We start from the raw sequence: 24,234 nt of genomic DNA on the forward strand, positions 1-24,234 counted from the left end.
GCGTAACTTCGTTTAAATTGTGTTATTATGAGTTTTAGATATTTCTTACTGTTATTATTGATTCCTTTTGTTGGTTTTTCGCAACAGCGTAGCGAATTTTTACCTCAAACAGTAATCGTAAAAGTATCCAATCAATACCGTACATTTTGTACGCCAAATGAGATTTTACATCCACAATTTCTAAAAGTGGCAAGTTCAATTGGTGTAACTAAAATTGAAAAAATATTTCCTAACCATAAACCAGAACATAGAGATGGAATGGTTGATTTGTCGCTTATTTATCAATTAACTTATGCCGCACCGATTAGTGAATTAGCTGCTTCAAAACAATTGTTAAAATGGAAAGGATTTGTTTACGCTGAACCTTATGTTTTGCCTGAGCTTGCTTATAATCCAAATGACCCAATTATTGCTGACCCTGTTAAAACTTGGCATTTAATAATGATAAATGCTTTTGCTGCTTGGGATGTTACCAAAGGAGACACCAATATTGTTATTGGAATTACTGATACAGGTTGGGATAACACACACCCTGATTTAGTGGCAAATGCTAAAAAAAATTATAATGACCCAATTAATGGAACTGATGATGATGCAGATGGCTACATCGATAACTTTATTGGATGGGATTTAGGTAACAATGATAATGACCCACAATTAGAGGGTAGTAATCATGGAACGCATGTAAGCGGTTTATCTGCGGCAGTAACCGATAATAATGTGGGGATAGCTAGTATTGGGTTTAATACTAAGTTTATGCCTTTAAAAATTTCTAATTCTGCTGGAATTCTTACACAAGCTTATCAAGGTGTGGTTTATGCTGCCGATCACGGTTGTTTTATTATCAATTGCTCGTGGGGAAGTACAACTCCAGGTCAGTTTCAAAAAGATGTAATAGATTATGCCAATATAAATAAGGGTTGTTTGGTTGTTGGAGCATGTGGTAATAATGGTAACGAAGTGTTGTTTTATCCAGCAGCTTATGATGGTGTTTTAACGGTGGCAGCATCAGAAGAAAATGATTTAAAGAAAAACAATTCCAATTACGGGTATTATGTAGATATTTCTGCCCCAGGTGAAAACATGTGGAGTACAATGGGGGGAGGTACTTATGGATTTAATGGAGGCACATCAATGGCAGCTCCAGTGGTATCAGGTGCTGCTGCTTTAGTAAAAGCAATGAATCCGACTTACACTAACCAGCAGGTTGCGGCGGTATTAAGAGCTACAGCTTTTGATATGAATCCGTTAAACCCTACTTATTTTGATAAATTAGGAAATGGTAGGTTAGATGTGGCAAATGCATTAACAGCAGTTTCGCCACAGTTTATTGAAATGACTTATAAAACCATAGTGGATAACAACGATAACCTTTTTGTAGAAAACGATACTTTACAAATAGTAGGTACGTTTACCAATTATTTAGCTGCGTTAAATGGGTTAACAGTTACGCTTTCTTCTTTGTCGCCGTATGTTAATGTTATAGATGCCACAACGAGTTTACCAAACTTAAGCACCTTACAAAGTTTTAGTAATAGCGCTGACCCATTCTTAGTTGAAGTATTGAGTGGTGCTGCATTTAATGAATCAGTGTTGTTTAAAGCAGAAATAACTAATGGCTCATACACAGTTTATGAATATTTTTATGTGTTGTTAAATCCTGATTACATTAACCTTGCAGAAAACCAAGTGAGTACAACCATAACCAGTAAAGGTAAGATTGGGTTTAATGATGCAAACAATAGTGTAGGGTTGGGTTTTGATTACGATGGAGAACAAATGTTGTACGAAGCAGGGTTAATGGTTGGAGTTAGTTCTTCACAGGTTTCTGATTGTGTCCGTGGGTCGAGTGGACAAGATTGGGATTTTCAATCGTTAGAAAATGTAAGATACAATCCACCATATGTTTCTGCTTTAGATTTATTTGGTAAAATGGATGATGCAACCTATGCGTTATCGTTGAATGTTAGTGTTGAACAAAAATCATTTGCTTACCCAAGTTCTCCTAACGATAAGTTTGTTATTGTTGAATATAACATCAAAAATATTGGAGCATCACCACTCACTAATTTACATGTTGGTTTGTTTGCTGATTGGGATATTCAAGATGCAATGAAAAATAAAGCAGGTTTCGATGCTACAAGAAACATGGGTTATGTTTATTCGTTAGATGTAGATACTCATTATGCTGCTATTAAAGTTTTAACAAGTGGTTCTGTTTTAAATTATAGTTTAGATAATGTCTCTGGTGGTGGAGGAGGTGTAGATATTTCTAACGGATATACCACAACAGAAAAGTTCACGACATTATCTACGAATCGTTTGTCTGCTGGAGCTCCTTCGGGACAAGATGTTGCACACGTAGTTTCATCGGGAGGATTTACTTTGAATGCTGGAGATTCAGTAATAGTGGCATTTGCTTTAATTGGAGGTAATAGTTTATTTGATATACAAACTTCTGGTACAAATGCACAAACTACTTATGCTAATTTTATTGGTTTGGAAGAGCTGAAAACAGCTAAGGGTTTGCTCGTTTACCCAAACCCAACTACTGGATTAATAAAAATAAATCTTGATGAAACTATTGAAAATATAATAATCAGAAATGCACTAGGTGAAGCAGTTTTGCAGAGTAAATTGAAAACTATTAATATAGAAACACTAGCTAATGGTATTTATTTTATAGAAGTTACTACCCCTGGTGAAAAGATGATTAGTAAAGTGGTTTTGAATAAATAATTATAACTATAACATGAATAACTCTATATCATATATGATAATTAGAATTGTATTTGTATTAGGTTTTATTATATCTATACTTGGTTTTTTACCAAGAGAATCAAAAATAAAATTATTTTTAATTCCAAACCAAGAGTTGGACTTAGATTATTTAATGGGAGATACTTTAAATCCAAAAATGACAAAAGTTGCTTCTTTTCAAATTAGTGAGCTAATTACATTCAAAGAGTATAAAAAATACTTAGAAGAAATAAAGATTGACAGTTCTGAAGCTTTCTATTTTGCACAATTACCCGATTCTAATATTGCTCCACCTGATATATGGAAAGAGTACATCACATCAAAAAGATACGATAAATATCCTGTTTTAGGTTTGAGTTGGAATGCTGCAATGAATTATTGTAAATGGTTAACATTAAAAGAGTCAATAAGCGATAGTTCTGATATTGTCTATCGATTACCTTATATGAAAGAATGGTTGTGTGCAAATTATTATTTGGAAAAAAATAAGCTACAACATGATTTTAATAAAAAGTATTCAGATTGGCTAATTGTTCCTTTCGATGAATCTCGATATAACTTTAATAATGGTGATTTTTGGTATGATTATTTTTATTACCATTCAAAAACGGACCCACCTTCATTAAAAAGAAAAAGAATAATTGGAAGCTCGTATTTATTTAATGGGTTAAAGTATAAACATTATGGCTATGCTGATAGAGGTTATAATTATGTAGGTTTTAGATTAGTTAAAGAAAAAATTAAGAGTCATCAAAAAGGTGATATTATTAATTTTTATTTTGAGCAATATAGACTAAAATCAAAAAAATGAAATTTAACCTGATTATAGTATTGTTAGGGGTTTTAATGTTTTCTTTTTCAATCGAAGAAATCATTACGAAAACATTTGAAGACAAAAATATAAAATGTACATATCAAACAGTGAGTGGTCGCTTAAATGGTTTATATGTTTCGTATTATAGTAATGGTAAAAAAAAAGCTGAAGGTAATTTTGTGAATGGCTATAGAAACGGTGTATGGTCTGTTTGGGATGAAGGAGGTGCTCTAAAGATGAAAAGAGACTATTCTGACCCCTTTATGTTTAAAAGATTATTTCCCAAATTTCCAAGAGATAAGTCAATTAAATTGTTAAATATTCCAAAACAATCTATAAAATATAATAATGATGGATATATTAACTTAATACACGTAAAAGAGTCGGATGTTGTATGGCATAAAAGGGTTTGGCGATTCATGACTCCAGAAAATAATGAAGTTTTTTTTGAGAATAATCGTCTATACGGTTTATTAAATAATTTGATTGTTTCAGATTCTATTAAATCTTATAAAGATGATGAGTTTATGTCAGAATCAGAAAAAATAGATACAACAGATAAAGTATTATTAGGTTTTAAAATTAAAGAAGATTGTTTTTTTGATAAAGCTAGATTGGTTTCCGAAATTAGAATTATAGGTATTTGCCCTGTACTTGTTGATAATAAAACAAGAGATACTATAGATTCTTATTGGGTTTATTATCCATATGTAAGAAAGTTTTTAGCTAAAGAAAAAATTGATTTAAATATTGTAAAGCATAAATATAATACATTGGAAGACATATTCTTTTTCCGTGTCTTTTCTGGCAACATATATAATGTGTCACATGTTTTTGATAGGAAAAACAAAGAACAAATTAATATTTATAGTGATTTACAATCTGAAGAAATAGAGATAATAGAGAGTGAGCATAATCTCTGGATTAAACTTTCTCCTGAATAAAAGAGTTATTTCAAAATATCTAACAACTCTTGCAATTCATCTTTTTTATCTAAGTAGCCCATATTGTCGTAAGTATAAACAAGGTGTTGAATTAAACGAGTTATGATAGTTTTGTTGTTGCAAGGAATGTAGTACTCTTTTTTAGGTTCTGTTTTTAGTTGTTCTAAAAACTTGTCGATGTCTTTCTTAAAGAACACGGAGCCTTTGTTAAATAAGTTGAGGTAAAACAATACATCATCTTTTTTCTCGGCATAAGCCAAAATAAAATGAGCCGGTACATTAACGCCATAAACGGGTACATTAAGTCGTTGGCAAACACTTAAGTAAATTATACCAAGGGTTATAGGATTACCTCGTTTGGTTTCTATTACATTATTGATATAAGAGTTTTGTGGAGAGTTAATGTTTTTTGTGTTGCCGTTAAAATCGTGTAGGTCAAAAATAATTTTATTGATGACTTTAATTTTTTCTAAAGCAGTAAGGTTGTCGGCTAATTCTAACCAAATTTCTTGCGTAAGCTTATCTATATATTGGTTAATGCTATCAGTATTTAAATCAGGGTATTGGTATTTTGCAATAATTAAAGCCCCATCTAACAGTTTTTTCTCAGGAGTTTTATTCCATAACTCTAAGCTGTTTTTAATGCTTGAGAATTGTAAAAAATGAATAATGTTTTCAATACGCTGCTGTAGCAATTGATTAAAAGACGTTTCCCAAGCATTTTCTAAATGCGGAATAACATCATCACCGTAAGAAATAATTTTATTTTTTATTTCGTGGTAAATGTTGTCGTCTGGGTCGTCGAGTAAACTTATTAATGCTTTTAACTCACGTTGAATCATAATCAAATATACAACATCAAAAAATGTGGTGTATCTAATTAAAATGGAGTTATTAACGCTATCTTGTTAATTTTTCGAGTACTAAATCAATCAATTTGTCCATGGGTGGGTGGTAATCTTTCGAGAAAGACTTGGTATATCGGTTGGCAACAGCTACACAAACTGTCATGGCATTATGACCTAATAAACGAGCAAGCCCATAAATTGCTGAAGTTTCCATTTCGAAATTGTTGATTTTTAAATCATTAAAATGAAAATGGTGGAGCTTATCGTTTAGCATAGGTTCTTTTAGTTTTAAACGAAGCTCTCTTCCTTGTGGACCATAAAAACCAGATGCTGTGGCAGTGATTCCCGAATGACATTCGTTTGTAAATAATTGGTGTAACTTATCCGAACCTTTAACAACATAAGGAGGGGTTAATTGTTTCGAATAATTGGTTTGCTCGTAAAAAGCATTCAACATTTTTGTTTCTTCTATCGTGTACTGCATTTCATAAAAGTTCATCAATCCATCTAGCCCTAGTGCATACTCCGATAAAACAAACTCATCAACATTAATATGTTTTTGTAAAGCACCGCATGTTCCAATTCTAACAATATTTAATGAAATCAACTCATTTTTAACAATTTTTTGATTTAAATCGATGTTAACTAATGCGTCCAATTCATTCAACACAATATCAATATTGTCAGTTCCAATACCCGTCCCTATTACAGATAACGGTTTGTTGTTGAAAGTACCTGTATGGGTAATAAACTCTCTATTTTCAACCACATAATCAATTTTATCAAACTTTGAAGAGATTAGTTTTACACGATTTGGGTCGCCAACCACAATAATATCTTTGGCAATTTGATGAGGTTGTAATTTTAAGTGATAGATGCTCTTATCGCTATTTAAAATAAGTTCTGAATCGGCAATTTTTCTCATTTGAATCTGTAAATTTGAAACTCTAATTTTATCAAAAATAATTAAATGTTAAAGAACAATAGCAAAATTCTAGTTCCAATTGATTTTTCTGAACAATCTTTGATTGCTTTGTCTCAATCGTACAACCTTGCTAAAAACATTAAAGCTGAGGTTGTTTTGTTGTATGTTATTGATGAGGTAAATCCAATGGTGAAAATGTTTATTAAAGGATTGGATGAGATTAGAGGTGCTGTAGAGTCGAACTTAAAGAGTTTGGCTGACGAAAAGATAAAAGAAACAGGGTTGAAAATTTCAACTTTAGTTGAGGAAGGCAAGATTTACCAAGTAATAAATGATGTTGCTAAAAAAATGGAAGCAACCTTTATTGTAATGGGAACAAAAGGTGTTGAGAGCTCAAAGTTTATTGGAAGTAATGCCTTAAAAGTGGTTAAAACAGCTCCTTGTCCAGTTATTACCATAAAAGGAAAAGAACATAACAAAGGCTGTGGTAAAATAGTGTTGCCCTTGGATTTAACAAAAGAAACCAGTGATAAAGTAAATAAAGCCATTGAAATTGCTAAAATTTTTGATGCAGAAATATGTGCGGTGTCTATATTGCTTACTGGTAAAGAAGATGTGGTGAGTAAGCTAAAAGACCAACTGTTGTTGGTACAGAATTACATTATTAAAAATAAGGTAAATTGTACTGCTGAAATGGTGAAGATTTTAAAAAAAGACGATAAGCTTTCACACGCAGTAATTGCTTACGCAGAAAAAATAGATGCTGATTTGATTATGATTATGACGCAGCAAGAAAAAGATATCAAAGAATTTTTTATTGGCTCACATGCACGAGAGATTATCAATATATCGGATATTCCTGTTTTGAGTGTTCAGCCATCAGTAAAAGATAGAATAGAAATTATATAATTCAAGCAAATGAATAATTATCAAAAATTACTTTTTATACCTATTGCCTTAATGCTTTCATCATGTTTAAAAACTGAATATGATGATTTTGAAGTTAATTCTGGAACTGCAGATTTTAGTAATTATATTGCTGTGGGAAATTCATTAACTCAAGGTTACCAAAACGGAGGATTACACAATGAACATGGTGAGCATGATAATTCTTATCCTGCAATACTAGCAAAGCAGTTTAAGTTGGCTAATCCAAGTTTAAACTTTTTACAACCATTGGTTCAAGGAAGTGGATCTGGTCATATCCATTTGGAATACATTAATGGAGAAATTAAAGTAATAAAAGCTTTTGATCCAGACATTACTGACAATCATCCTACAGCAATCGGTGACGACCCATCGTGGCCAAGTTTTGCAGATAAAACCATTAAATACAATAATTTAGGAATTTCAGGAATTAAATTAGCTAATGTGTTGCCTGGTGGGAATACATCGGCAAACGTTAATTTTTTTGTTTATAACGTGAATGAAAATGGTCGGTTTTTAGATTGGGGTACTGCTACAAATATGATTACTTATTTGGATCATATAAAAAGAAGTAATGCTACCTTCTTTACAAATTGGTTAGGTAATAATGATGTGTTGGGCTGGTCAACTGAAGGTGGTGATGATGGATATGAAGCACAATTTAACCAATACTTTTATAAACTTACCGATGTAACGGAGTTTCATGATAAATACGATTCGGTACTAACGGCGTTTAAAAACATGGGAGCAAAAGGCGTTTGCGCTACTATTCCTGATGTTACTTCTATTCCATTTTTTAAAACAGTTACATTAGAAGCTTTGGGTAAAGATGTTTGGATAACACAAGGTCCTTATTCGTCAAACCCTGGAGTTGTAAGAAAAGCTACAACCGATGATTTATTACTTCTTACCGCTTCCGACCAATTGGCTTTAGGTAAAGGATTGACACAAGCAAATCCCCTTGCACATGATTACGTTTTGGATAAAGACGAAAAAGTATTATCACAAAGCCGGTCAGATGCTTTTAATGTGCAAATACGGTCGTTAGCGAATAAACATGGTTTTGCAGTAGCTGATATGCATGCTTACATGAGAGAATTAGAGTCAGGGTTAGTTTTTGATGGGGTTGATTACAGTGCTAAATTTATTGAAGGAGGTATGTTCTCGTTAGATGGTGTTCATCCTACCAATAGAGGTTATGCCGTTATTGCTAACAAATTTATTCAAACCATTAATCAATTTTACGGGTCTAATATTCCTCCTGTTCAGGTTGCGAACTACAATGGTATTTTATTTCCATAAAAATTATTATATATTTACAATTATAAACTAAACTTAAAAACTATGAAAAAACTTTTACTTTCTTTAATTACTGTTGTTGCGTTTACAGCATTAAATGCACAAAATTGTACTCCAGATGGAGCTTTTACAGCACCAGGTGTTTATCCAGATAGTGCTACCAATATGGCAGCAGGTATGGTAGGTGTGCCTTATTCAGAAACTATAACAACTATTACACCAGTTGATACTTGTGTGGTGGTTTTATTTCCGCCTTGTACTACTGTTCCAATTGATAGTGTTATGGTAGAAACAGTTACTGGTTTGCCTCCTGGGTTAACCATTGTATCAATGAATGAAAATACTTTACCGTTTAAATTTCCTGGTGGATCTTCAAGTTGTATGTTGATTTCTGGTACACCAACAACAGCAGGTACTTATCCAATACAAGTACATGGAACATCTTATGCCACGGTATTTACATTAACACAAACACAACCATTTGATGTTAACTATTATTCCATAACTATCTTACCAAATACTGTTGGTATTGATGAGTTGTCGGCAAATACTTTTAGTGTTTCACAAAATGCACCAAACCCTTTTAGTAATACTTCAATTATTGAATACATGATGCCTACTGCTGGTAAAGTAACTGTTGAGGTTAGAAATATTTTAGGTGAATTAGTATTTTCTGATATAAAAAGTGTTTCAAAAGGATTAAACAAGTATCAATTGAATGCAGCTAACTTTACCAATGGAGTTTATTTTTACCAATTAACACATGGTGGAGAGGTTGTTACAAAAAGATTTATTGTAAATAAATAGTCGATTTTAATACAAGACAAGAACATAAGGAGTTCTATAATTTGGTTTTATAGAACTCCTTAAAATTTAAAAAAATAATTAATGAAAAGAATAGTTTTAGCAGTGTTGTCATTACCAATGGTTGTTTTTGCCGGAGGTTTTCAGTTAAATCTTCAAGGAATCCGTTCTGTAGGTATGGGCGGCGCTTTTACAGGCTTAGGCTCTGATGCAAGTACCGTGTTTTTTAACCCTGCGGGAATGAACAACCTAACTGGTCATAATTTTACGGCAGGCTTTAATTATGTTACGCCTTCGGTATCGCTTCAAACACCAGAAACGGCTAACATTAATCAAACATCGCCTAATGCAACTCCTTTTCATGTTTATTATTCGGGCGAATTAAACGATAGGATGAAATTTGGTTTTTTGATAAACAATCAATTTGGTTCAACTTCATCGTTTGATGATAACTGGCAAGGACGATACATTATTCAAAACATTTCGTTAAAAACATTTATGTTTCAACCAACCATGTCGTACAAAATACACGATAAAATATTTGTAGGTGGTGGTTTTGTATATACTTATGGAAGCTTTAGCACCGAAAAAGCAGTTCCTGTTGGTTCAGCTACCACCAAAGAAGGTAAAGCCAAATTATCAGGAAGTGGTGATGGTGTAGGTTATAACATTGGTATTTTCTCTAACGTTTATTCGTTGGTAAAAGAAACTTCAACTACCGATTTTAAAGTTGGTATTAGTTACCGTTCTCAAATAGGAGTTGATTTACCTGGAGGTGATGTTGAGTTTACCGATATACCAGTATCATTACAAAACAAATTCCCAGCAAAAACTACTTTTGTTTCAAAAATTACGCTGCCTTCGGTTTTTACCGCTGGGTTTAGTGTAAAACATACCAAAAACGAAAAATACTCATTGGAGTTTGCCTACGATTTAAATTATACCGGATGGTCATCTTATGATACCTTAAATTTTGATTTTGCAAACAACGATACTCCTGATTCAAAAACAACCAAAGATTGGCAAGATGTGTTTACACACCGTTTTGGGTTAGATTTTACGTACAAACAAAAATATAGTGTTAGAGTTGGAGCTTATTACGACAATTCTCCAGTTAAAGATGGTTTTGTAAGCCCTGAATTACCAGATGCAACTCAATTGGCTTATACTGGTGGTTTATCGTACAAAATAAACGACATGATTTCTGTTGATTTTTCTTACATCAGACAAAGTGCACAGCGAGAATCATCGTTAGAAAGTGCAAACTTTACTGCTAAATACAATAGAAAAGTGAATGTTTATGGTATTGGTGTAAACTTAAAATTTGGAGCAAAACCAAAAGAAACAGCTCCATCAATTAATTAGTGTTTAAATTTTTCTACAAATGAACAACCTTAAATACGGCACATTAATTTTATTCGCTTTTTCGTTAAGTTCTTGTTTGAAAACTGAATTTGATGAATACACCAACTCTTCGGGTTCGGCTAATTTCTCTACATTTATCTCGGTAGGCGATTCTTACACGCAAGGTTTGCAAGATGGTGGTTTGCACAACGAGCACAATCAACAAGACAATTCGTACCCTGCAATAATTGCTAAACAAATGGAAACTTCATTTGTGCAACCTACGGTTTCGGGTACTGGTTCTGGGTATATGTTTTTGGCTTACCGAAACGAAAAAATTGTGGTGGTAAAACCTTACGACCCAGATGTGTTAGATAACGATGCAGAGGCTTTAACTTACGACCCAAGCTATACCAATTGGGTGGATAAAACCGTTAAATACAATAATTTGGGTGTTGGAGGTTTAAATGTTAGGAATGTTGTTTCTAGAAATACTACCGAAGCATTAGAATATCATATATATATGGGTAGTAGTGCTCCAGGAGTTTTATCGTGGAATGGGGTGTCGGGAGAACCAATTGTTTCTTATGGTCGATTTTTAGATTGGGGAACAATAGGTGCTCGAAGAGAATACATTGATAACGTAATAAGCAGTAACGCAACATTCTTTACCAATTGGTTGGGTGTAAACGACGCTATGGCGTGGTCTAAAAATGGTGGTGACCCCAATAGTGGAGCTTACCAGTTAACCAACCCTGCGGAGTTTAGATTAAAATACGATACTGTTTTGGCAGTTTTTAAAGCAATGGGCGCTCAAGGAGTTTGTGCCAATATTCATGATATTACTGAAAGCCCATTTTTTAGAACAGTTACGTTAGAAGCCGTAAAAAAGGATATTTGGATTAAAGAAGGTGCTGATACTACCATTATTCGTAAAGCTACACCAGATGATTTGTTGTTGCTTTCTTCTTCGAGTTTAATTGCTAAAGGCGATGGTTTAACACAAGCCAATCCTTTGCCTCACCAACAAGTGTTGGATAGAGATGAAGTAGTAATTGCCAAAAATTACATACAACAAATAAACGCTCAAATTTATGCCTCGGCTGCTGCTCATGGCTACACGGTGGTAGATATGTATGCGTTTATGGATAAACTTAACAAAGGCATGACTTACGATGGCGTTGCGTTAAGTGTAAAATACATTGAAGGTGGGGCTTATTCTTTAGATGGCTTACACCCAAACAGCCGAGGAAATGCCATGATTGCTAACGAGCTTATGCGAGTAATCAACGCTACATTTGGTTCTACTTTACGTCCTGTTGCCATTGCTAATTATGGTGGGATTGTTTTTCCTTGATTATTAGCTTCATGTTTTAATTTAATATCTCTTGTAAAAAACTAAACTTGAAAAATATGAGAATATTTATTTTAATAGGTATTGTGTTAATTTTCAGTTTTGGGTGTGTAACAAGTAAGAGCCATAATAAAGTTGTTAAAGGTTCGTATGAGATAATAAACCAAGAACCATATATTACTGAAAATGATAGTGCAATAATTATTGGAAGTGTATTTGATGTTAGGACAAAGAAACCATTACCTTATGTAAATATTCAAATTTTAAATATTAAAAAAGGTTGTTCTGCTGATTCTTTAGGGAAATTTTATTTTAATATTCCATCTGGAATATATGAAGTAGAGGTTTTATCAGTTGGTAATACTGAGATAAAGACAAAATCCATTGAATTTTTATCAAACACAAAAACTGAAATTTTATTTAATTTAGGAACAGTAATAGAATATTGATTATAATCTTTTCGTGTTGTTATTAATTATGGTCCGTTAAGACAAAAAAATCTGTTTCAATCGTCCGCTTGGAACGAAATAAATAAAATCGCAAGCAGACGGATAATAATCCGTCTCTACTCATAGATAAAAAAAGCAGCCCTCAATTGAGGGCTGCTTTTTTTATGATATCTTAAATTTAAGTTCTTATTGTTTAACTATCAGTTGAGTAGAAATTCCTTCAGGAGAACTAATTTTTACAAAGTAAACACCTTGTGCCAAGTTGGTTAAGCTAATGGTATTAATGTAGCTTGTTGCAGCTTGGTCGGTTAATACTTCTCCAATAGAGTTAATAATACTAATTCTAGTGTTGTTTAACGCATAGTTGTTGTTTAATTCAACTGTTATTTGGTTGTTAAAGGGGTTAGGGTAAATTTTAGCTTCAATCGTTTTGTTAGTTACTTCGGCTAAACCTACACTTGTGTTACATGTTTTTTGAGTTGGTAATTGTAAATTGTTAGGGTTACAATCCAATATTCGGTACAAAAAGGCAGCTAAACTATCTTTGTTGTTTGCCATAATAGTACTAGAACCATTAAACGGTGGGTGAGCACCTCCTGCATAACGGTCGTAACTTGCGTGTATGCCTAAGCTGTTTAATCGTCCATTTATCGAATCACTTCCGTACAAGTAAACAGGAGTAAATCCATTTAGAGGTTGTCCATAACCAATTTTAACCGTATTATCAGTTTCAGCATGGCAACCATACCAAGGTACATCGTTATTGTTAATCCAGTTTAAATCAGCAACTCCGCCCGCAAAGCCAAAAGTTCCATTTACATACGAGCAATATCCAGGGTTACCACTATTTCCTTCTAAACCACCAATTTGAGTACTCCAATTTTGCCAATTAGTACTCATTACATCGGTAGAGTCTAAATAAGCAAGGTTAATTCCTAAAATACCTCCAGCAGATGTTCCGCCCATAAATATTTGGTCGGGATTAATTTTGTATGTATTTGTTGTTGCTGCATCTTGTCTAAAATAACGAACGGCAGCTTTACCATCTTGTATTGCCATTAATACCACTTTTACAGTAGTTTCTTCAGCAATTAACGAGAAAGCACTAGGCGCTAATCGGTAGTTGATAGAGGCACACACATATCCTTTCTTTGCCATCTGTGTACAGAAATAAACAATATCAGCATCATTTTTTGTACCCGCAGAAAAAGAACCACCATGAGCAAAAATGATTAAAGGTCTATTGGTAGCAGTATCACCCTGAGGTTGATAAATGTCCATGGTTAAGTTAATAGTTGTAGAGTTTAAATCTTGGTTACTACCATATTGAACAGTACTGACGTCAGCATTGCTAAAGATATCCGACTGGTATCTACCATCACATTGAGCTGATAATTGATAACTTGAGATTAATGCAAGACAAAAAATGGAGAGTTTTTTCATAGCTTTTTTTTTAGTTTTTATATAGGTTACACAAGCTTAATCAAAAAATGTGATTTTCCCTAAAAATTCAATTGATTTTTTTAGGATTCAAAAAACGGTAAGAAACCTATTTTGAGGTGTTTTTTTGCACAAAAAGAAAGGCTCCAAATGGAGCCTTTCTTTTAAAGTATTTATTTGGTAATTATCCTTTAAATCTTCTGTTTACTTCGTCCCAGTTGATTACATTGTAAAAAGCACCAACGTAATCAGGTCTTCTGTTTTGGTAGTTTAAATAATAAGCGTGTTCCCAAACATCAATACATAAAATTGGTGTTCCACCACATCCTACACCAGGCATTAAAGGGTTGTCTTGGTTTGGTGTTGAACAAATTTCTAATTTTCCATCTTTTACACACAACCAAGCCCAGCCAGAACCAAAACGAGTTGCAGCGGCTTTCGAGAATTGTTCTTTAAAAGCGTCGTAAGAACCAAATGTACTGTTAATAGCTTCAGCAACAGGTCCAGTTGGGTTTCCACCACCGTTAGGACTCATCATGTTCCAAAACAAGTTGTGGTTGTAAAAACCACCACCATTGTTACGAACAGCCATGTTGTTCATGTCTAAGTTTTTAAGAATATCTTCAATGGATTTTCCTTCTAAAGGAGTTCCTGCAACTGCAGCGTTTAAGTTTGCAGTGTATCCAGCATGGTGTTTTCCATGATGAATTTCCATTGTTCTTGCGTCGATATGTGGTTCTAATGCATCAAATGCATACGGTAATTTTTCTAATTCAAATGCCATAATTTTTTTGTTTTTATAAGTTTATATACATTGTCATTCCGACCGAAGTGGAGGAATCTTATAAATCAAGTAACTCAAAAGATTTCTCGATTTCATTCCATTTCACTCGAAATGACATTTAATTAATAATTAGTGTTTTGCTAGATAATCAGCAATACCATCATGAGTAGCTGTTAAAGCTGTTTTTCCTTTTACCCAGTTAGCTGGACAAACCTCACCATGTTCTTCTAAATGTTGTAAAGCATCAACAATTCTTATTGCTTCGTCAACATTTCTACCTAAAGGTAAATCGTTTACCAATTGATGTCTTACTTTGCCAGTTTTGTCAATCAAGAACAATCCTCTGTATGCAATCAATTCTCCATTTGCAATCATTTCGCCTTCGTCGTTCCAATCGAAATCTCCTGCCAATACATCATAGTTCATCGAAATAGTTTTGTTGGTATCTGCAACTAAAGGATAAGTAACACCTTTAATTCCGCCATGGTTTTTCTCCATTTGTAACCAACCCCAGTGCGATTGCTCCGTATCGGTCGAAACAGCAATTACTTCAACATTTCTAGATTTGAACTCTTGTAATTTTTCTTGAAAAGCAAACAATTCGGTTGGGCAAACAAAAGTGAAATCTTTTGGGTAAAAGAATAAAATTACATACTTACCTTTAAACTGCTCTAAAGTAAAGTTGTTTACAATTTTTCCTCCATCAACTACAGCATTTGCTGAAAATTTTGGAGCCATTTTTCCTACTAATACACTCATTTTTTTAATTTATTTTAGTTTAACATTTATTACATTTTCCGATTAAATGAACATGCGTTTTTTCGATGCTTACATCTTGCAATTCATTCAAGTTTAATTTTTCAAAGTCTAAAGGAATATCCACAATTTTACCACACAAGTTGCATTTAAAATGACCGTGGTGTTCAACTATGGCATCATACCTTACCTCATTATTTTCTATGGTTACTGTTGATGTTATTCCTTTATCAACAAACAATTTTAAGGTATTGTAAACCGTGGTTTTTGATAGTGTTGGGATTTCTGGGGCAAGGGTTTTATAAATAACATCAACCGTTGGATGATTCATCTCTTTGTATAAATATTCAAATATTTTAATTCGTTGATAAGAAGGCTTAATGTCGTTTTCGGATAGGTATGTGGGAATATTCATTTGTTATTATTATAAAATTGTAATGAGTACAAATTTAAATATAATACTTTGAAAATAAAAATGAATTGAAAAAATTATTAAGAATCAATTAACAAAATTTTGTTTAAAAATAGTTGGTAACTGTGGGTTAGCTTGTCGGCTAATTAAGGTACTTTTAAGTTACTTTGTAAGTATTAAAAATTAAAGATGCAATTAACTTATTACGGACATGCTTGTTTTGCGGTTAATACAGGGGATGCAAATCTTTTGTTTGACCCATTTATTTCGTCTAACGAATTGGCAAAAGCTATTGATGTAAATAAAATTAATTGTGATTATGTGTTAATATCTCACGGACATGAAGATCATTTAGCCGATGCCGAAGATATATTGAAAAGAACAAAAGCTACGGTGGTTTCTAATTATGAAATAGCCATGTGGTACGTTGCTAAAGGAATTGAAAATTATCACCCTATGAATTTTGGTGGTACTTGGAAATTTGATTTTGGTAAAGTTAAATTTGTAAAAGCTGAACACTCAAGTGTTATGCCCGATGGAACTTATGGTGGAAATCCAGGTGGTTTTATTGTAAAAACTGCTACAGGTAATTTTTACTATGCAGGAGACACATCGTTGCATTACGACATGAAACTGATAGGTGAATACGAAAAGATAGATTTTGCCGTTTTGCCTATTGGCGATAATTTTACGATGGGAATTGATGATGCTATTAGAGCTGCAGAATTTATAAAATGTAATAAAATAGTTGGCGTTCACTACGATACGTTTCCTTATATAAAAATAAATAAAGAAGAGGCAATAAAGAAGTTTGCAGCTGCAGGAAAAGAGTTAATTTTGTTATCCATCGGTGAAACCAAAACAATAAGCATTTAACCAGTATAAGTACAAATAAATATGGGAAAAATAATAGCAATATCAAATCAAAAGGGTGGAGTAGGAAAAACAACTACAGCTATCAATTTAGCTGCAGCATTGGGTGTATTAGAGTATAAAGTACTTTTGGTAGATGCTGATCCGCAAGCCAATTCAACTTCAGGTGTTGGTTTCGACCCTCGCAACATTAAAACAAGCATTTACGAATGTTTGATTAATGAAATAGCTCCAAAAGATGCTATTTTGCATACCGATTCACCAAATTTAGATATTTTACCAGCTCACATCGACTTGGTTGGTGCCGAAATTGAGTTAATCAATTTACCTAATCGTGAAAAAATGATGAAGGTATCGCTGGCTCAAATTAAAGATGAATACGATTTTATTTTAATTGACTGTTCACCTTCGTTAGGATTGATTACCATTAATTCTTTGGTTGCTTCCGATTCGGTTATTATTCCAATTCAATGCGAATATTTTGCATTAGAAGGTTTAGGTAAATTATTGAATACCATTAAGATAGTTCAATCGAGATTAAATCCTGATTTAGACATTGAAGGTTTGTTGTTAACCATGTACGATATCCGTTTACGTTTGTCAAATCAAGTGGTAGAGGAGGTAAAAACACATTTTCAAGCCATGATGTTTGATACCATTATACAACGTAACACTAAATTAGGTGAAGCACCAAGTCATGGGCAAACCATTATTATGCACGATGTTACATCAAAAGGTGCAATTAACTACTTAAATTTGGCTAGAGAAATACTTCAAAAAAATAACTTGACTCAGATGCCTTCATCTGAAAAAATTATAGCGTTAGAGGATGAGTAATAATAAAAGACCAGCATTAGGAAGAGGATTAGGAGCATTATTACAAAGTGCAGATACAGATATAACCTCAAAATCGGCAAGTGATAACGGAAATGTAGTTGGAACTGTTTCTACGATATTGATTACGAATATCGAAGCAAATCCATTTCAACCTAGAACACAGTTTGAGAAAGAAGCCTTGTTGGAATTGGCAGATTCTATCAAAGAATTAGGCATAATTCAACCCGTTACTGTACGTAAATTAGGGTATGATAAATACCAATTAATTTCAGGTGAACGAAGATTTAGAGCGAGTCAAATTGCTGGGTTAGACAGAATACCAGCCTTTATTCGTATTGCAAACGACCAAGAAATGCTTGAAATGGCATTGGTGGAGAATATTCAACGTGAGAATTTAGATGCGATAGAAGTAGCTTTTAGTTATCAGAAATTAATTGAAGAGTGTAACCTTACTCAAGAAAAACTAAGTGAGCGAGTGGGAAAAAAACGCTCTACTGTTGCCAATTTTTTAAGGTTACTAAAGCTTCCTGCTGAAATACAATTGGCGATAAGAACCAAAGACATTACCATGGGACATGCTCGTGCTTTAATTAATATTGGTGATGTTAAAAAGCAATTAACATTGTTTAGAAAAATTGTTGCCGAAGGTTTGTCTGTTCGTCAAGTTGAAGAAATTGCAAAAGGTAATAAACCAGTTGAAGTGGATAAAGTTGCCTTGTTTAACAAAGGAAGAACAAGTAATTTAACCTTTACTCAATTAAAGATACAAGAAGATTTAACCAACATTTTACAAACAAAAGTTGAATTGCAATCGAACAAAAAAGGTAAAGGCAAAATTGTAATACCTTTTGAATCGGAAGACCAATTGGAAAGAGTGATTGAATTACTTGGCTTGTAACCCAATATTGTGATAACCATCACTAAACATATCTTATTAACTTGTCTGGTTATTTTTTTTATAACTGAGTTAGGTTTTTCACAAACGTTAGAAAGCGATACCATTGTTTTAGATTCGGTTAAAACAAGAAAACATTCTCCTACAAAAGCCACTCTAATGAGTATGGCTGTCCCCGGTTTAGGACAAGTTTACAATAAAAAATATTGGAAATTACCCATCATTTACGGTGGTATCGGGACTTCGTTATATTTTGCTTTTTCTAACAATAAAGAATACAAACGTTTTAGAAGTGCATACTTAATTCGTATTGATGATGATGTTGCCACAGTTGATGAGTTTGAGGGTATCTTAACTGATGCAAACATTAGAACAAACATGGATGTGTATAGAAGAAATCGCGATTTCTCCTACATCATTGCAGGATTAATTTATGTGTTTAATATTGTTGATGCTACAGTTGATGCACATTTGTTTACTTTTCCGGTAAACGATAATCTAACCTTTCATTTTCAACCAAGCATGCAATTAACTGATAATAAAAATTTAAGCAAGGGTTTTAGTTTAATTATCACACTATAAAATAACCTTTTATAAAGTGTATTTACCGACAATGTAAAACAAGGAGTAATTTAAAATAAACACCACCAATTTTAGTTTTTAAAGGAATGAAAATAGCAATAATAGGATACGGAAAAATGGGAATAGCAATTGAAAAAATTGCTATAGAACGTGGTCATGATGTTCTGCTAAAAATTAATTTAGAAAACATTTCCGATTTTACTGTCGAAAATTTAAAGAAGTGTGATGTAGCTATTGAATTTACTGACCCCTCGTCGGCTATTGGTAACATTGATAAATGTTTTGAAGCAAATTTACCCGTAGTTATTGGTACTACAGGTTGGTACAGCCGTTTTGATGAAATTAAATCGAAATGTCTTGCAACAAATAATACACTTTTGCATGCGACCAATTACAGTTTGGGCGTTAATTTATTTTTTGAACTCAATAAAAAGTTGGCTCAGCTTATGAATAATTATCCAAGTTATAGTGTTAAGATGGAAGAAATTCATCACACCGAAAAAAAGGATGCTCCAAGTGGTACTGCTATTACTTTAGCAGAAGGAATTATTGAAAATTTGGATAGAAAATCAACTTGGGTAAACCAAGATTCAATTAATGAAAACGAGTTGAGTATTATTTCTAAAAGAGTAAATGATGTACCAGGAACTCACGAAATTTTTTATCAATCGGCAGAAGATGATATTACGATAACCCATACGGCGTACAATAGAAATGGATTTGCATTAGGTGCCGTTATTGGTGCCGAATACATTTACAACAAAAAAGGTATTTTTACCATGAAAGATGTATTATTTAATTGAAAACAAAAATTCTCCCCTAACCTCCGTCAGCTGACGGAAATGGAATCTCCCTTCCCTTTGGGAAGGATTGGGGATGGGAAACTTATAAACCACTAAACTCATAAACTATACGAATATGGAAATCAGTATAACAGCATTTATCATTTTATCAATCGTTTATTTTATTGCAACGCATATTGCATTGTATAAGATTTTCGAAAAATTAGGCATAGAAGGTTGGAAAGCCTTAGTGCCATTTTACAGTACGCATTTAGCCGTAAAAGCTGTAAAAAAATCTATTTGGTGGACAATTGTTTACTATATCCCTTTTTTAGGTTTTGTGGTTTGGATGGGGATTATTGTAGAATTGATGAAATTGTTTGGTAAAGTTAAATTTTGGGAACATTTTTTAGGGGTAGTATTTGCGGGTATTTATTTGCCTTACATTTCTTTTCAAGACGATTTTAAATTTATTGGATATGAAGAAGCTGCTAAATACAAAAAAACAAAAAGTAGAGAATGGGCTGATGCCATTGTTTTTGCAGTAATTGCAGCTACTTTAATTAGAGGCTTTTATATGGAAGCGTTTACCATTCCAACATCATCTATGGAGCAAAAGTTATTGGTGGGCGATTTTTTGTTTGTAAACAAAATGGCCTATGGTGCCAGAGTTCCTAATACTCCAGTTAGTTTTCCTTTTACTCATCATAGTTTCCCTGAGTGGGTGCCTTTTGTTGGTGGAAAAAAATCGTATTTAGAAATGGTAAAATTCCCTTATGCTAAATTACCTGCAATGGGCAATGTAGAGCGTAACGATTGTGTGGTATTTAACTTTCCCGCTGGAGATACAGTGGTGTTAGAACACCAAAATCAAGTATACGAACAATTGGTTCGTGATTACGGAAAAGATTTTGTGTATTCTAATTTTACTGTGGCAAGTCGCCCTGCCGATAAACAAGAAAACTATATCAAGCGTTGTGTGGGATTGCCAGGTGATAAATTACAAATAGTAGATAGTAAGTTAATGATTAACGACCAAGTAGCTTATTTTGACCCAAATGCTCAATTTACGTATAAGGTGGTTACAGATGGTACAGGGTTTAACGTAAAAACCTTACAAAAGAAAAACATTACTACAGAGCCAATTCAACAATTGCAAAATAAAAATGAATTTGAATTAACATTAACCGATGAAGCTGCTGAAAAAGTAAAACAGTTTTCTTATGTAAAATCGGTTGAGAAAGTTATAGAGCCTTTAGGTTACGTGTATCAGTTTCAAAATTTACCAGTTTTTCCTCACGATACCAATTACAATTGGACTAGAGATAATATGGGACCATTTGTTATTCCAAAAAAAGGAACAACTGTTCAGTTAAATTTAAAAACTTTGCCTTTGTATAGTAGAGTTATTAATAATTACGAAGGACATGACTTACGTGTGGTTGGTGATAAAATTTATATCGATAACGTAATAGCCGATAGCTATACATTTGCAATGGATTATTATTGGATGATGGGGGATAACCGTCACAACTCGTTAGATTCACGTTTTTGGGGTTTTGTTCCAGAGGATCACATTGTGGGTAAGGCTGTTTTTGTTTGGTTATCGTACGATAGTCAGTTAGGTAGAATTCGTTGGGAACGTTTATTTTCATTGGTTCATTAAATTGAAAGCATTCAAATCCATAAAAGATTGGATTAGAGCATTGTTACTAGCCTTAATTACTGTAATGGTAATTAAGGCTTTTTTCTTTGAGGTGTTTACCATACCCTCATCATCAATGGAAAAAACCTTATTGCCAGGCGATTTAATTTATGTAAACAAAATGTCGTATGGTGCACGTTCGCCAATTACCTTATTAAGTGTACCTCTTACCCACCAATTTTTACCCATGCTCGAAGGCGTTAAATCGTATTTAGAGTTTATTCAATTGCCTTATTATCGTTTTTTTACTGATTCAGTTAAACGAAATGATGTGGTGGTATTCAATTATCCTTTCGATACCGAACATCCTGTCGACCATAGAGCGTATTACATTAAACGTTGTATTGGTTTGCCCGGAGATACCTTGAAAATTGACAATAAAAAAGTGTTCATCAATAACATAGAAATACAATTACCACAACAAGCTCAGTTTAACTATAAAGTAATTACTACTCAGCCAATCACTAACGACACCTTATTAAATTATGATATAACCGAAGGAGGATTGGATGGATTAGAAAATCACTGGGAATTAACCATGACTGATTCGGCTTATTATCAGCTAAAAGCTAAAGATTTTGTTCACTCCATAAAAAAAATAGAAGTTGAGCCAAATACTCATGCCGATTATATTTTCCCCTATCATCCGAGTTATTTGTGGAACATCGATTATTTTGGTGCAGTGATTATCCCTAAAAAAGGTCAAACAGTTCAACTCGATACAAATAACATACACTTGTATCAACGCATAATTGAAGTGTATGAAGAAAATACTTTTCAGGAAACCGAAAGTGGATTTTTAATAAATGGAGTATTAACCCATTCGTATCAATTTAAAATGGATTATTATTTTATGATGGGAGATAATCGACATAATAGTGCTGATTCACGTTTTTGGGGTTTCTTGCCCGAAAATCATATTGTAGGTAAAGCACAAACCATTTTGTTTTCGAGAGACAAATCAAAAAACAGGTGGAATAGAATGTTTAAGAAAATTATTTAATTTTTCTTCAGCTTTAAATTTTTTATGATAAGTATTCTTTATTTAGTTTTGATTGTTATTAATCATTTAACTATTTAATTATGAAGAAGATTGTCTTGTTATTAATGATGTTATCGAGTGCTATAAGTTCCTTTAGTCAATCGTTTAATTTTACTAGTCCAGTAGTTTTGGGTTATTTTCCTTCCTGGTCAGAAACTTGGACGACAACCAATCAAAGCTCCAAATTAAGAGAAATTCCCCCTTATGTAAATTTTGTGTTTTTATCTTTTGCCAAACCTGATTTGACGTATGTTCAGGGGTCTTATGATATTTCCAATACAGGTATTGAAGTACCATACGATGGTTGTGCCTTAAAAGAAAGCGTATCGGCATTAAAGGCTAAAGGTGTAAATGTTATTTTATCTATTGGAGGAGAAACTTTTTGGACAAGTAGCAACATTTATAGTAACATCAATTATCAGCAAATTAAGGATTTGGTAGATGATATGGGCTTTGTTGGTATTGATTGGGATTTTGAACCCAATGGCTCATTTGCTAATATTGGAGATGCAGCAAATGTTCAGCATTTTATCGATTTTTTTACCAATTCAAGAGCATTAATGCCCAAATCGGCTGGTTATGTTTTAGCTTGTGCTCCAGCTGGGGTCGGAGCTTTAGGAGGTCAAGTAAATAATGATGCTTCTTCTCCGTTTTCTTTTTCAAATAGAAATACCCTTACAGGTGAAACAGATGCTAATTTGTATAACGGAACAGCCCAAACCAATGGAATTAATTTATTTGGTTTTTCCTCTACAGGACACATGATACCTGTTATACAAGCAGTTGGTAATGATATCGATTTAATTGCGTTTCAAGGGTATAATACTGGGGGTAGTACAAACAGAAGTATAATGTATGATGCTTATGCTTATTATGCTGAAACATACGGATTTAAAGTTGCTGCAGGTGTTCATTTTCCCAACGAACCTTGGGGTCCATATTATACTTATACGCATACGAATGTTGCATCATTATCCGACCACATAAAAAATTATCCGAGCAGAGTTGGAGATAACGATGGAATTATGATTTGGCAAATGTTGTTAACCAATGCTTCAAGTTCAGGTTATTCGTATTTGAATGTCGCAAATAAAGTATTAAACGGTACAAGTCAATCAACAGCAGTTACGGAAGCGAATGATTATACTATGTCAACTTATACTGGTGGAGCAGTTGGTTGTAGTGGAGGGGGTGGTGGCAATTCGTATTGCAGTGTGGCGGTTTACAATGCAACATTGAGTTATCCAACAGCTGGAACACAAGTTTATTACAACTGTAAAATATGGCAAAATCAATGGTGGGCAAATCCTAACGAAGAACCAGGGGTAAATGCTGTTTGGCAAGAAGTAAGTGTTTGTACTGAAGACCCATTGTGTACCGTTGGTGTAAGTGAAAACAAATCAATTGACAATGTGGTAACCTTTTTTAAAGATAAGGTATTTGGTTACGATGCAAAAAATAACATCGTTAATGAAATTAGAATTTACACTTATCAAGGACAGCTGATTAACCAATACAAACCAACAGTTTCGAAAGGAATGGTTTCGTTAAGTAATTATTCTGCAGGTTTTTATTTGGTTCAACTGTTTGTTGAAAACCAACTTGTTACAAAAAAAATTATGATAAAATAGATAAATAATTTTCTCAATCGGTTTAAG

At 33.2% G+C, this 24,234-nt stretch carries 23 protein-coding genes; 17 read left to right on the plus strand and 6 right to left on the minus strand.

Going from position 1 to position 24,234, the window contains the following annotated elements:
* The first annotated feature begins 27 nt into the window (after positions 1 to 27).
* The 3 genes from H6589_03700 to H6589_03710 are packed head-to-tail and all read left to right on the plus strand — an operon-like array spanning position 28 to position 4,518.
* Positions 28 to 2,739: a S8 family peptidase gene (locus tag H6589_03700; protein ID MCB9173690.1), complete on the plus strand. Its 2,712-nt coding sequence runs from the start codon at positions 28 to 30 to the stop codon at positions 2,737 to 2,739.
* A 34-nt stretch (positions 2,740 to 2,773) separates the two neighbouring features.
* Positions 2,774 to 3,571, plus strand: a complete 798-nt coding sequence (locus H6589_03705) for an SUMF1/EgtB/PvdO family nonheme iron enzyme (GenBank protein ID MCB9173691.1) — start codon at positions 2,774 to 2,776, stop codon at positions 3,569 to 3,571.
* Positions 3,568 to 4,518 carry a hypothetical protein gene (locus tag H6589_03710; protein ID MCB9173692.1) on the plus strand — a complete coding sequence of 317 codons (951 nt, stop codon included), beginning with the start codon at positions 3,568 to 3,570 and terminating at the stop codon, positions 4,516 to 4,518. Before H6589_03705 ends, H6589_03710 begins: the two co-directional genes overlap by 4 nt.
* 5 nt (positions 4,519 to 4,523) lie before the next feature.
* On the opposite strand, the gene H6589_03715 is transcribed toward H6589_03710, so the two are convergent.
* Positions 4,524 to 5,360, minus strand: a complete 837-nt coding sequence (locus H6589_03715; protein ID MCB9173693.1) for a hypothetical protein — start codon at positions 5,358 to 5,360, stop codon at positions 4,524 to 4,526.
* 58 nt (positions 5,361 to 5,418) lie between these two features.
* Positions 5,419 to 6,291 (minus strand): nucleoside phosphorylase, encoded by an 873-nt coding sequence (locus tag H6589_03720; GenBank protein ID MCB9173694.1) that lies wholly within the window; start codon positions 6,289 to 6,291, stop codon positions 5,419 to 5,421.
* Positions 6,292 to 6,336: 45 nt separating this feature from the next.
* Here H6589_03720 and H6589_03725 point away from each other — a divergent pair, with 45 nt between their 5' ends.
* From H6589_03725 to H6589_03750, 6 genes are all read left to right on the plus strand, one after another.
* On the plus strand, positions 6,337 to 7,200 hold the full coding sequence (locus H6589_03725) for a universal stress protein (GenBank protein ID MCB9173695.1): 864 nt from the start codon (positions 6,337 to 6,339) through the stop codon (positions 7,198 to 7,200).
* Between the two features lie 9 nt (positions 7,201 to 7,209).
* Positions 7,210 to 8,520 (plus strand): hypothetical protein, encoded by a 1,311-nt coding sequence (locus H6589_03730; protein MCB9173696.1) that lies wholly within the window; start codon positions 7,210 to 7,212, stop codon positions 8,518 to 8,520.
* A 42-nt stretch (positions 8,521 to 8,562) separates the two neighbouring features.
* Positions 8,563 to 9,324, plus strand: coding sequence for a T9SS type A sorting domain-containing protein (locus H6589_03735; GenBank protein ID MCB9173697.1), 762 nt, complete (start codon positions 8,563 to 8,565; stop codon positions 9,322 to 9,324).
* A gap of 81 nt (positions 9,325 to 9,405) precedes the next feature.
* On the plus strand, positions 9,406 to 10,686 hold the full coding sequence (locus tag H6589_03740) for an outer membrane protein transport protein (protein MCB9173698.1): 1,281 nt from the start codon (positions 9,406 to 9,408) through the stop codon (positions 10,684 to 10,686).
* A 19-nt stretch (positions 10,687 to 10,705) separates the two neighbouring features.
* The gene (locus tag H6589_03745) at positions 10,706 to 12,022 is read left to right on the plus strand and encodes a hypothetical protein (protein MCB9173699.1); all 1,317 of its coding nucleotides are present in this window, start codon (positions 10,706 to 10,708) and stop codon (positions 12,020 to 12,022) included.
* A 56-nt stretch (positions 12,023 to 12,078) separates the two neighbouring features.
* On the plus strand, positions 12,079 to 12,468 hold the full coding sequence (locus H6589_03750) for a carboxypeptidase-like regulatory domain-containing protein (protein ID MCB9173700.1): 390 nt from the start codon (positions 12,079 to 12,081) through the stop codon (positions 12,466 to 12,468).
* Positions 12,469 to 12,654: 186 nt separating this feature from the next.
* Here the strand turns inward: H6589_03750 and H6589_03755 are convergent, their stop codons facing one another.
* The 4 genes from H6589_03755 to H6589_03770 all read right to left on the minus strand — a co-directional run bounded on the left by H6589_03755 (position 12,655) and on the right by H6589_03770 (position 15,863).
* A complete protein-coding gene (locus tag H6589_03755; protein ID MCB9173701.1) occupies positions 12,655 to 13,911 on the minus strand; it encodes an alpha/beta hydrolase fold domain-containing protein in 1,257 nt (418 codons plus the stop codon).
* A gap of 181 nt (positions 13,912 to 14,092) precedes the next feature.
* Positions 14,093 to 14,695, minus strand: coding sequence for a superoxide dismutase (locus H6589_03760; GenBank protein ID MCB9173702.1), 603 nt, complete (start codon positions 14,693 to 14,695; stop codon positions 14,093 to 14,095).
* 126 nt (positions 14,696 to 14,821) lie between these two features.
* Positions 14,822 to 15,451: a peroxiredoxin gene (locus tag H6589_03765; protein ID MCB9173703.1), complete on the minus strand. Its 630-nt coding sequence runs from the start codon at positions 15,449 to 15,451 to the stop codon at positions 14,822 to 14,824.
* A gap of 19 nt (positions 15,452 to 15,470) precedes the next feature.
* A complete protein-coding gene (locus H6589_03770; GenBank protein MCB9173704.1) occupies positions 15,471 to 15,863 on the minus strand; it encodes a transcriptional repressor in 393 nt (130 codons plus the stop codon).
* 186 nt (positions 15,864 to 16,049) lie between these two features.
* Between H6589_03770 and H6589_03775 the strand changes: the two genes are divergently transcribed.
* From H6589_03775 to H6589_03810, 8 genes are all read left to right on the plus strand, one after another.
* A complete protein-coding gene (locus tag H6589_03775; protein MCB9173705.1) occupies positions 16,050 to 16,736 on the plus strand; it encodes a metal-dependent hydrolase in 687 nt (228 codons plus the stop codon).
* A 21-nt stretch (positions 16,737 to 16,757) separates the two neighbouring features.
* On the plus strand, positions 16,758 to 17,570 hold the full coding sequence (locus H6589_03780; GenBank protein ID MCB9173706.1) for a ParA family protein: 813 nt from the start codon (positions 16,758 to 16,760) through the stop codon (positions 17,568 to 17,570).
* On the plus strand, positions 17,563 to 18,468 hold the full coding sequence (locus H6589_03785; protein ID MCB9173707.1) for a ParB/RepB/Spo0J family partition protein: 906 nt from the start codon (positions 17,563 to 17,565) through the stop codon (positions 18,466 to 18,468). The genes H6589_03780 and H6589_03785 overlap by 8 nt, the downstream gene beginning before the upstream one ends.
* 9 nt (positions 18,469 to 18,477) lie before the next feature.
* Complete coding sequence (locus H6589_03790) at positions 18,478 to 19,047, plus strand: hypothetical protein (GenBank protein MCB9173708.1); 570 nt, start codon at positions 18,478 to 18,480, stop codon at positions 19,045 to 19,047.
* Between the two features lie 86 nt (positions 19,048 to 19,133).
* A complete protein-coding gene (gene dapB / locus H6589_03795) occupies positions 19,134 to 19,850 on the plus strand; it encodes a 4-hydroxy-tetrahydrodipicolinate reductase (protein ID MCB9173709.1) in 717 nt (238 codons plus the stop codon).
* A gap of 115 nt (positions 19,851 to 19,965) precedes the next feature.
* On the plus strand, positions 19,966 to 21,495 hold the full coding sequence (lepB, locus tag H6589_03800; GenBank protein ID MCB9173710.1) for a signal peptidase I: 1,530 nt from the start codon (positions 19,966 to 19,968) through the stop codon (positions 21,493 to 21,495).
* A gap of 1 nt (position 21,496) precedes the next feature.
* Positions 21,497 to 22,537: a signal peptidase I gene (gene lepB / locus H6589_03805; protein ID MCB9173711.1), complete on the plus strand. Its 1,041-nt coding sequence runs from the start codon at positions 21,497 to 21,499 to the stop codon at positions 22,535 to 22,537.
* An 80-nt stretch (positions 22,538 to 22,617) separates the two neighbouring features.
* On the plus strand, positions 22,618 to 24,207 hold the full coding sequence (locus H6589_03810) for a T9SS type A sorting domain-containing protein (GenBank protein MCB9173712.1): 1,590 nt from the start codon (positions 22,618 to 22,620) through the stop codon (positions 24,205 to 24,207).
* Positions 24,208 to 24,234 lie beyond the last annotated feature (27 nt).

This window comes from Flavobacteriales bacterium (assembly GCA_020635795.1).
In the GTDB taxonomy this organism is placed as follows: Bacteria; Bacteroidota; Bacteroidia; order Flavobacteriales_E; family Vicingaceae; genus Vicingus.

What these genes read in the sequence shown, in the direction of transcription:
- H6589_03700 (MCB9173690.1), top strand. Translation starts at nt 28, where the DNA reads ATGAGTTTTAGATATTTCTTACTGTTATTATTGATTCCTTTTGTTGGT.
- H6589_03705 (MCB9173691.1), top strand. Translation starts at nt 2,774, where the DNA reads ATGATAATTAGAATTGTATTTGTATTAGGTTTTATTATATCTATACTT.
- H6589_03710 (MCB9173692.1), top strand. Translation starts at nt 3,568, where the DNA reads ATGAAATTTAACCTGATTATAGTATTGTTAGGGGTTTTAATGTTTTCT.
- H6589_03715 (MCB9173693.1), bottom strand. Translation starts at nt 5,360, where the DNA reads ATGATTCAACGTGAGTTAAAAGCATTAATAAGTTTACTCGACGACCCA.
- H6589_03720 (MCB9173694.1), bottom strand. Translation starts at nt 6,291, where the DNA reads ATGAGAAAAATTGCCGATTCAGAACTTATTTTAAATAGCGATAAGAGC.
- H6589_03725 (MCB9173695.1), top strand. Translation starts at nt 6,337, where the DNA reads ATGTTAAAGAACAATAGCAAAATTCTAGTTCCAATTGATTTTTCTGAA.
- H6589_03730 (MCB9173696.1), top strand. Translation starts at nt 7,210, where the DNA reads ATGAATAATTATCAAAAATTACTTTTTATACCTATTGCCTTAATGCTT.
- H6589_03735 (MCB9173697.1), top strand. Translation starts at nt 8,563, where the DNA reads ATGAAAAAACTTTTACTTTCTTTAATTACTGTTGTTGCGTTTACAGCA.
- H6589_03740 (MCB9173698.1), top strand. Translation starts at nt 9,406, where the DNA reads ATGAAAAGAATAGTTTTAGCAGTGTTGTCATTACCAATGGTTGTTTTT.
- H6589_03745 (MCB9173699.1), top strand. Translation starts at nt 10,706, where the DNA reads ATGAACAACCTTAAATACGGCACATTAATTTTATTCGCTTTTTCGTTA.
- H6589_03750 (MCB9173700.1), top strand. Translation starts at nt 12,079, where the DNA reads ATGAGAATATTTATTTTAATAGGTATTGTGTTAATTTTCAGTTTTGGG.
- H6589_03755 (MCB9173701.1), bottom strand. Translation starts at nt 13,911, where the DNA reads ATGAAAAAACTCTCCATTTTTTGTCTTGCATTAATCTCAAGTTATCAA.
- H6589_03765 (MCB9173703.1), bottom strand. Translation starts at nt 15,451, where the DNA reads ATGAGTGTATTAGTAGGAAAAATGGCTCCAAAATTTTCAGCAAATGCT.
- H6589_03770 (MCB9173704.1), bottom strand. Translation starts at nt 15,863, where the DNA reads ATGAATATTCCCACATACCTATCCGAAAACGACATTAAGCCTTCTTAT.
- H6589_03775 (MCB9173705.1), top strand. Translation starts at nt 16,050, where the DNA reads ATGCAATTAACTTATTACGGACATGCTTGTTTTGCGGTTAATACAGGG.
- H6589_03780 (MCB9173706.1), top strand. Translation starts at nt 16,758, where the DNA reads ATGGGAAAAATAATAGCAATATCAAATCAAAAGGGTGGAGTAGGAAAA.
- H6589_03785 (MCB9173707.1), top strand. Translation starts at nt 17,563, where the DNA reads ATGAGTAATAATAAAAGACCAGCATTAGGAAGAGGATTAGGAGCATTA.
- dapB (MCB9173709.1), top strand. Translation starts at nt 19,134, where the DNA reads ATGAAAATAGCAATAATAGGATACGGAAAAATGGGAATAGCAATTGAA.
- lepB (MCB9173710.1), top strand. Translation starts at nt 19,966, where the DNA reads ATGGAAATCAGTATAACAGCATTTATCATTTTATCAATCGTTTATTTT.
- H6589_03810 (MCB9173712.1), top strand. Translation starts at nt 22,618, where the DNA reads ATGAAGAAGATTGTCTTGTTATTAATGATGTTATCGAGTGCTATAAGT.